The organism is Streptococcus australis, from assembly GCF_019930045.1.
Lineage (GTDB): Bacteria > Bacillota > Bacilli > Lactobacillales > Streptococcaceae > Streptococcus > Streptococcus australis_D.
The window spans coordinates 1-8,656 of the sequence record NZ_JAHZQQ010000063.1; the positions used below are offsets into that span (position 1 = coordinate 1).

Annotated in this window: 7 protein-coding genes; all 7 read left to right on the top strand. The window is 40.3% G+C overall.

The features are described 5' to 3' along the window. The first annotated feature begins 238 nt into the window (after nucleotides 1–238). The 7 genes from K1J10_RS09450 to K1J10_RS09480 all read left to right on the top strand — a co-directional run bounded on the left by K1J10_RS09450 (nucleotide 239) and on the right by K1J10_RS09480 (nucleotide 8,627). Nucleotides 239–1,162 carry an Rpn family recombination-promoting nuclease/putative transposase gene (locus K1J10_RS09450; protein ID WP_223357075.1) on the top strand — a complete coding sequence of 308 codons (924 nt, stop codon included), beginning with the start codon at nucleotides 239–241 and terminating at the stop codon, nucleotides 1,160–1,162. 114 nt (nucleotides 1,163–1,276) lie between these two features. Continuing rightward, nucleotides 1,277–1,654 carry a YbgA family protein gene (locus K1J10_RS09455; protein WP_223357076.1) on the top strand — a complete coding sequence of 126 codons (378 nt, stop codon included), beginning with the start codon at nucleotides 1,277–1,279 and terminating at the stop codon, nucleotides 1,652–1,654. Then, nucleotides 1,655–2,020 (top strand): TIGR02328 family protein, encoded by a 366-nt coding sequence (locus tag K1J10_RS09460; protein WP_223357077.1) that lies wholly within the window; start codon nucleotides 1,655–1,657, stop codon nucleotides 2,018–2,020. It abuts the gene before it with no gap. 126 nt (nucleotides 2,021–2,146) lie between these two features. After that, a complete protein-coding gene (locus K1J10_RS09465) occupies nucleotides 2,147–5,140 on the top strand; it encodes a type I restriction endonuclease subunit R (RefSeq protein ID WP_223357078.1) in 2,994 nt (997 codons plus the stop codon). A 9-nt stretch (nucleotides 5,141–5,149) separates the two neighbouring features. Next, nucleotides 5,150–6,811, top strand: a complete 1,662-nt coding sequence (locus tag K1J10_RS09470) for an HNH endonuclease family protein (RefSeq protein WP_223357080.1) — start codon at nucleotides 5,150–5,152, stop codon at nucleotides 6,809–6,811. Beyond that, nucleotides 6,804–8,000, top strand: a complete 1,197-nt coding sequence (locus K1J10_RS09475) for a restriction endonuclease subunit S (protein ID WP_223357083.1) — start codon at nucleotides 6,804–6,806, stop codon at nucleotides 7,998–8,000. The genes K1J10_RS09470 and K1J10_RS09475 overlap by 8 nt, the downstream gene beginning before the upstream one ends. A 9-nt stretch (nucleotides 8,001–8,009) precedes the next feature. After that, entirely contained in the window at nucleotides 8,010–8,627 is a 618-nt protein-coding gene (locus tag K1J10_RS09480) for a hypothetical protein (RefSeq protein WP_223357084.1), read from the top strand. Nucleotides 8,628–8,656 lie beyond the last annotated feature (29 nt).

The following is an 8,656-nucleotide window of genomic DNA, read 5'->3' on the forward strand; positions in this document are numbered from 1 at the left end:
CTTTATGCTGTTTTTCGCAATTCTAGTATATCAGATGAACGTGTCTTTTGTGTTGCACTTCATTTTACAACAGGGCATTTTTGTAAAATCAATGATTGTTTTATGAAAAATAGTCTGTTTATATTTAATGTCTGAGCTGGTCTCATATTTTTTTTCGTGGGAGTGAATCTTTTTACGAATGATATAAGTGTGGGAGGAGTTGGTTCTCCCTTATTAAGAATGTAAAAGGAGGAAAAAGATGCGCAAACGCCATCCCCATATTTCACCCACTCTGGATCTGATTGCAAAGAAAATTTTTAGTATTCCAGATGTCACTGCAAAATTCATCCAAGAGGTCCTAGACTTACCCATCCGCTCGGTAGAAATCTTAGAAGGCAATCAAATTCATGAACAAGGCTTTTTAGGAGATTACCCATTTGAAACTTCTGTAGATGTACGAGCAAAATTAGATTCGGGCCTAGAAGTCATTATTGAGATTCAAGTCATGAAGCAGGAATACTTTGTCAATCGTTTTTATTATTATTTGGCCAACCAGTTGATTGAAAATGTCCGGAAGAAACGGAAGATAGGCCAGACTCATCATATGTACGAGGATCTGGTTCCAGTCTATGGGATTGCGATCTTGGAGAAGAGTATTTTCCCTGATGAGGCTTCTCCTGTCAATGTGTATGAAGTGCGTCATGCCATCCATGGGGGTCCCCTTCTCGCTAATAGTAAGGGGAGTCAACGTCATAATTTATTGCGACTTGCCTTTTTAGAATTGGACAAGTATAATGAAAGGAGAGGGACTCAAGTGAGTGACCCATTGCAACAGTGGCTAGAATTCTTCGGGAATCATCCCTTTAGCCATCAACCAGATCAAGTGATCGAACAAGCAGAGTCGCTTTTAATCCCATCCAATTGGACCAAGGAGGAAAAAGACATGATAGATGAACGCATCCGCCTCAGAGAAAACTGGAATATGTGTATGGAAACCTTGCTCAAAGAAACCAAGGAAGAAGCTGGCAAGATTGCTTTAGAACAAGGTTTAGAACAAGGAAGAAAAGAAGCTACCCTTCGTATCGCCCAAGGGCTCTTGGCCAATGGCTTTAGCACCGAAGATGTCCAACAGTACACCGATTTAAGTAAAGAGCAGATAGAACAGTTAAAAGCCTCCCTTTGATAGATAAAGCGGAGAGAAAAAACGGGCCTAGTAGGTCCGCTTTTTTTATGACTTTACTCATTTCCATGGTATAATGGGAGGACTATTCATAGAGAAGATCAAAAGGAGACACGAGTGGATCAAAAACGTCACTGCCAAGTCCTATGGGCGAAAAATAAATACCTGGTGCTGAGTCATTCCAGCAACATTTACAAGGAGATCCGGGAATACCTCAAGCAAGACCAGGTGGAGGTCAGTCATGTCGAGGACCTGATCCAGCAAGCGCTGGCCTTGCCGGAAAATCGTGGCCAGGTATCCAATGCCTTCCAGCATATCTGGGGCTATTTCAAAAAGCAGGCGACTCCTGAGGAAAAGGCCGACTTCATGTTGCTACTTGAGAAGTACCAGCATGGCCAAGCTAGTCAAGAGGATCTGATCGAGGGAATCCAGACTCTCCTTGAGCGCTACCCTAATCGCTACTTACAAGACTCGACACTACTAGGAGGTCAATAGATGAGACTGTGGCACCAAGACTTGATTAGCAAACTCCCTCGTCCCCAGCTCCTGGGCCAACACCGGGAATGCTGCGCCCTTCGAGGCAATGGCTGGGGCAAGAAGCACGCGACGGTCAACTATGTCTTTGACTACTCGCCCTATTGCCTCTATGCTTATCACCGCCTGATCATGGAGGAGATGACCGCTCGTGGCTACAAGGTAAGCCCAGAGTGGTGGGAGCCGACCTACCGAGGCAAGACCTGCCCAGCCTATCCAGAGCTGGAAGAGGAAGCCTTGAGCACCCCTATCTATCCCGAACATCAGGACGCTTACCTTAAAGAATGCCTGGACAATCTAGCAGAAAAAGGGATTCAATTAGATTAAGAAAAAACGGACCAGAATAGGTTCGTTTTTTTACGCGAAAAACCAACAAAATGCTTTGAAACCGTTAATTTATTTCCCAAACATGCTATAATAATAGGAGATTATGTACAGGAAAAGGATAGACGGATGAAGGCAGTAGCAACTCCAGAACTGGAGATCGAAAGACAGTTGATCCAGCAGTTGACTTCAGGAGAGAGTCAGTGGACCTACCGCGAGGATCTCAAGAATGAAGACCAGTTATGGGACAATTTTTTTGATAAGCTGGCGCAAAACAATGTCGCTGTGCTAGCGGACCATCCCTTGACCGACCAAGAAAAGCGCCAGATCAAGAACCAGCTCAACTTTGTCAGCTATTATGAAGCAGCCAAGTGGCTTGCTGGTGAAAATGGCATCGCCAAGGTTGAAGTTCAACGTGAGGATGCCAGTCTAGGGACCATCCGTCTGGCGGTCATCTGGCGGGACAATATCGCAGCTGGTAAGTCGAGCTATGAAGTGGTCAATCAAGTCGAACGCGACAAGGCTTATCCGCTAGACCAGGATCGACGACTCGATACGACACTTTTGATCAATGGCCTGCCTCTCATCCATATCGAACTCAAGAGTCCACGAGTAGCCTTTCTAGATGCTTTTCACCAGATCAAAAAGTACGACCGTGAAGGCAAGTTCCGGGGGATTTACTCGAGCTTGCAGATGTTTGTCGTGACCAATAAAGTCGACACACGCTATATCGCAGCAGCGCGTGAAAGCAAGCTAAATAAGCAATTCCTGACCAAATGGGTGGACAAGGATAACCAGCCCATGATCGATCTCAACAGCTTTGCTCATGAGGTCCTCTCCATCCCTCGGGCCCACCAGATGGTCATGCAGTACTCGGTCATCGATGATAGTAAGAAAGCCCTCATCCTCCTGCGTCCCTACCAGATCCATGCCATCGAGGCTGTACAGGAAGCCTCTCGTCGCCAAGAGTCGGGCTATATCTGGCATACGACCGGTTCAGGCAAGACCCTGACCTCTTACAAGGTAGCACGCAATCTCTTGCAGATCCCAGCCATCCAAAAGACCATCTTTGTCGTCGACCGCAGAGACCTGGACCAGCAGACGACTTCTTCCTTCCTCTCTTATGCGGCCAATGATGTCATCGACATCGACGAGACGGACAATACCCATGAGCTGGTCAAGCGCCTAGGGGGCAATGACAAGCGCGTGGTGGTCACGACCATTCAGAAAATTACGACCATGATGCGCAAGTTTGAAGAAGGAAAGTACCAGCGGGATGCTGGGAAGATCAAGGATTTGCGTGTGGCCTTTGTCGTGGATGAGTGCCATCGGGCAGTCACTCCACAGACGCAAAAAGAAATCAAGGCCTACTTCAAAAACTCCCTCTGGTACGGCTTTACTGGAACTCCGATCTTTAAGGAAAACAAACGCAAACAAGTGGGAGACCTGGCTCAGACAACCCACCAACAGTATGGTGATCGCCTGCATGAATACACGGTCAAAGAAGCCATCCATGATGGAGCGGTTCTGGGCTTTAAGGTCGACTACCGCAATACCATCATATCAGATCTCCTAGAAGAAGAGATCCCAGACCAGGCCTATGAGGATAAGGAGCACATGCTAGAGGTTCTAGATGCCATCCTCAATAAGAGCCAGCAACAGCTCAATATCCCTAAAGGGGTCGGAAAGAGCTATGAGGCTATTTTGACGGTCAAGTCCATCCCACGAGCGCAGGCTTACTATAATCTGCTCAAGAGCATTCTCGCTGGCAAGGAGCGGGTCAAAGTCTCCGAGCGGGTCAAACGGCATTTACCGGATTTTCCAAAATTCACCATCACCTACTCAGTATCTGAAAATGAGGAAGAATCCATCGGCTACCAAGACCACATGAAGCAGGTCATGGAGGACTACAACCAAGAGTTTGGTACCCATTTTAGCCTAGCGGATCTGCGGGGCTTTAATACTGATGTCAATAATCGCCTGGCCAGAAAGCAGGACAAGTACCTCTACCGCAATGAGCAGTTGGATCTGGTCATCGTGGTCGATCGTCTCTTGACGGGCTTTGATGCACCTTGTCTTTCTACGCTCTTTATCGATCGCAAGCCCATGCGCCCACAGGACTTGATCCAGGCCTTTAGCCGGACCAATCGGATCTTTGATGACAAGAAGCACTTCGGCCATATCATCACCTTCCAGCGACCTCAAGCCTTTAAGGAAGCCGTCGACAATGCCCTCAAGCTCTACTCCAATGGAGGAGAAAATGAGGTCCTGGCCCCAAGCTGGGAAGAAGAGAAGCGCAACTTCTTAAAAGCCTGGGCAGAGTTTAAAGGCCAAGTCACAGACTTTGAGGAAGGGGGAGTCGCTCTCGAGCAGGTCCCAACAGCCCAGCTCCGCAAGGTTGCTAAAGCCTTTCAGGTCTTTGACAAGTACCAAGCCTCGATCCGCGTCTACTCAGAGTACGATAAGGAAGAGATCTATCGGGAAACAGGCCTCAGCGACAGCCAGCTCGAAGCCTATCTGGGCCTCTATCAAAATATCCTGGCGGAGATCAAGAGCAGGGATCCAGAAGTGGGCAACGAAGATGAGCTAGATATCCACTATGAGCTGGAGTCTGTCCAAGTCGATGAGATCAACTATGCTTATATCCTGATGCTGATCCAAAGTATGATCCAGCAGGAGGAAAATGATGAGCAAGCACTCAGTGACAAGGATATCGCAACCGTGGACAGCTATATCGAGAGCCTGAACCGAACCAATCCAAGCCTAGCAGAGATCATCCAAAACCTCTGGACTCAAGTCCAAGAAGAGCCCGAACGCTACCGAGGACAATCCATCACCGGAGTCTTGGATCAGATGATCGAATCCATCATCGATAGCCATATCGTAAGCTTTGCCAAAAAATGGTATATAGGAGCCGACGAGCTGCGCTACTATATCCAACACTACCGCAAAGGCGCCAAAAAACAAGCCGGCGAAAGCCAGCTGACCAAGAGCCAATGCTACAAAGACTACAAAGCAGAAGTAGCCGATGCCCTCAACCCACTCAGCTACAAAAAACAAATCAAAGAAGCCTATACCCAACTGATTGAAGAAGTGATTGAACCACTGAGAGTGGGGAGGTAAGGAGAGAACGTGGATAAATTATTAGATAGTTTTGAAACAGTTTTTGGTAATGGATTTCTAAAATATTTTAAGGAACAGGAAAAGAAGCACAATTACTTTAAATTGAATGACTATAAAAAAGTAATTCAGAAATTTGTTGAGGATGAACAGAGAGAACGAGTTAATTATTATAGCGGGAAGCATGTTCATTTTACTCGTTTTTTGCTTATTAGTATTGAGAAGTTTCAAAATAATGGGAGATCAATAGACTTTACAGAATTAGATCATAAAGGTAAATTGATTTGGCAGTTGGAACATATTATACCCCAAAGTGATTTTGAAAACGGAGATTGTTACAAGAATAAATTAGGTAATTTAACTTTATTACATAGGGATACAAATGTAAAAATCTCAGATGAAACTTTTGTAGAAAAAAAGAAAATATTACTTGATAAAGACGAGTCAAAGTTTTATATTAACGAAGTTTTTAGAAGAGATAATTTTGAGAAATCTGATATTGAAAATCGATCAATTGATTTAATAAAAGAATTTAATGAAATCCTTGGAAATAGTTTTGATAAATATTGTAAAAAGGTGTTATTTATAGGTGAAACAGAGTCTAAAAGTGATAATGTTAGTTTTTCTATTAGTCAGATAAGCTCAAATCTTCTTACTACTGTTATCGCACCATTTCAAGGATTTCTGAATACTAAAAGTATTAATAGTAATGTCTCAGTATTTTCTAATAAAACAAATCAAATTATACAGGAAAGTTTTATGAATATCTCAAAACCATTGAGCAATATAACTCTTCCCAAAATTGATTATTCTAGTATTTTAGAACCGATTCGCAAACAATTATCAAGTTTATTATCAGTCTATAATTTTAAAAATATTGGTGATATTTTAAAGAATATTGATTTTAATGATTATCAAAAACAACTTGATGAAGAGAATAAGCGAAAAATTGCTAAATGCCTACATTTTGATATATACCCTCCTTTACTGTTTTTGGATGAATTTGCGCCTATATCTGATGTAACAAATCAAACAGAAGCAGATTTCTATTTGTACACACATCTCGAATATTTAGATGAACAAAGAGGAAGAGGTGTTTATGACTTTATTCCTAAATCATTAAAAACATACAAGGAAATAGTGCAATTAGAGTATCTTGAAAGTTTAAAAATGTATAAAATGATGGTGATTTTCTGTTTAGAAAGAATTGAGTTTTTACTTTCACAGATTCAAATTCAAGAGCAAAAAATTCACTTTTCGGAATTAAAAACTTCACAAAAGTCATTTAGAAATTTTGTCAATGCCTCAAATAATGATGATTTTTTAAATGAACTTGTCTCTCAAATTACTTTTTTATCAGAATACCATGAAAAAGGTTATATTGAAGTTAATTTATTTAAGAAATTTAAAGAAATTGAGAGTGTTTACTCAGAAGATAACCTTCCCCTCAATAGAAATATCTTTATGCATGGATTAGTTGATGAGAGAAATGTTAGTTTTTTGTTGGTACAAAAAGCAATTATGGCTTACGCATTTTTTGGAGAACTTTATAGATTGAAGACAACAAATAAAAAAAATCTTCGATCCAAGTTATTCAAAAGAAGGGGAATTTCAAGGAAAAAGAAGACTAGATTTTCTCTTAAAAAAGGAGGAAGGATATATATTTATGAGTGATATTTCTATACCGAATTTTAGATTTAAAAAATATACAAGTAATTTGATTAAAACGAAATTGTCAAAGATTGCAACATTTAATCCCAAATCATCGTTGCCTGAAAATTTTAAATATATAGATTTAGAATCAGTTTTAGGAACGGAGTTAGTATCCTATAGAGAAGAAACACGAGAGAGTGCACCATCGCGTGCTCAACGTGTTGCACAAAAAGGGGATGTTTTTTATCAAATGGTTCGACCATATCAGAAGAATAACTATTTATTTGATTTAAATGAAAATAATTATGTTTTTTCTACTGGATATGCTCAATTACGACCAAAAGTTGATAGCGCTTTTCTTCTTGCAAGATTACAGGAAGAAGGTTTTGTAAATAAGGTAATAGAAAGGTGTACAGGAACTAGTTATCCAGCAATCAATTCAAAAGATTTATCCAGAATTTCTATCACAATTCCAGAGGATTTAGCGGAACAATCCGCAATAGGCTCCCTTTTCCGCACCCTCGACGACCTTCTTGCTAGCTACAAGGACAATCTCACCAACTACCAATCTCTCAAGGCGACCATGCTCTCCAAGATGTTTCCGAAAGATGGGCAACCAGTTCCTGAGATTCGTATGAATGGATTTGAAGGTGAGTGGGAAATAAAGAAATTTAAGAGCATAAGTACTAAAAGAGGGAAATCAAATAGTAAAGGGTATGATTATCCTGCATATTCTGTTAGCAACCAGAGTGGGTTGATTCCTCAATCGGAACAATTCGATGGAAGTCGTTTAGAAAATCTTGAAAAAACTTCATATAAGATAGTTGAACCAAACGAGTTTGCATATAATCCAGCTCGTATAAATGTCGGATCCATTGCATTTAATGATTTAGATGAAACAGTGATTGTAAGTTCCTTATATGTTATTTTTTCGTTAGATAAGTCTATAAATAACAACTACGCGCTACTGTTTATAAAATCACCTGAGTTCAACAAAGAAGTTAGAAGGAATACGGAGGGGAGTGTGAGGGAATATCTTTTTTATGAAAACTTCGCAAATATTCGGATCCCAATTCCTCCGTCACTCGAAGAACAACAAGCCATCGGCGTCTATTTCTCTAACCTTGATAACCTCGTCACTGCTCACCAAGAAAAAATTTCTCAACTTGAAACACTCAAAAAGAAACTCTTACAAGATATGTTTATTTAAGGAGGAGTTATGTATAGTTCAAAAAAAGATTTAATTGCAAAATTAGAATCTGAAAAGGGAAGGTTTCAAGATAACTTAAGTCAGGTAGCTGATTATGAAAAAGATTTATATAATCGAGTAGATAATCATCTACTTACACTTATTTCTTTTATAAATGAAGAGCTGAATGAAGAAGTTTTGTCTAATGATGTAACGGTAAGGTACAAAACATTACGTGGGAATTTATTAGAAAGCATCTACAATTGTTTTGGTGGTGATATTTATCTGTATGATTCTATGCTTCCTCAAATTTTAGAGAATTTTAAAGTAATTAAATTGTTCTCTTTTATTTCGAAAGTGGATTCCACAACTGTTATAATAGGAGCTAATGGAGCAGGAAAATCAAGTCTTATTAATGAATTACGGAAGAATAGTATAGATGAGATGTATGTTTTACCTGCTCAGAAACTATTATATTTTGTGTCTAATATTTCTGATCGTAATAATATTGAACAAGAGAAATATATACGAGATTTAAAAAATACAAATATTAAATATGACACTATTGATTTATATCCATTAAATATTCAAGAAAATTTTTCGCCCTGTTGTAAAATGAAGTGCAACACAAAAGACACGTTCATCTGATATACTAGAATTGCGAAAAACAGCATAAA

Bases quoted from the DNA above. Each gene is read 5' to 3' on its own strand.
- K1J10_RS09480 (WP_223357084.1), top strand. From the start codon at position 8,010: ATGTATAGTTCAAAAAAAGATTTAATTGCAAAATTAGAATCTGAAAAG.
- K1J10_RS09450 (WP_223357075.1), top strand. From the start codon at position 239: ATGCGCAAACGCCATCCCCATATTTCACCCACTCTGGATCTGATTGCA.
- K1J10_RS09465 (WP_223357078.1), top strand. From the start codon at position 2,147: ATGAAGGCAGTAGCAACTCCAGAACTGGAGATCGAAAGACAGTTGATC.
- K1J10_RS09475 (WP_223357083.1), top strand. From the start codon at position 6,804: ATGAGTGATATTTCTATACCGAATTTTAGATTTAAAAAATATACAAGT.
- K1J10_RS09460 (WP_223357077.1), top strand. From the start codon at position 1,655: ATGAGACTGTGGCACCAAGACTTGATTAGCAAACTCCCTCGTCCCCAG.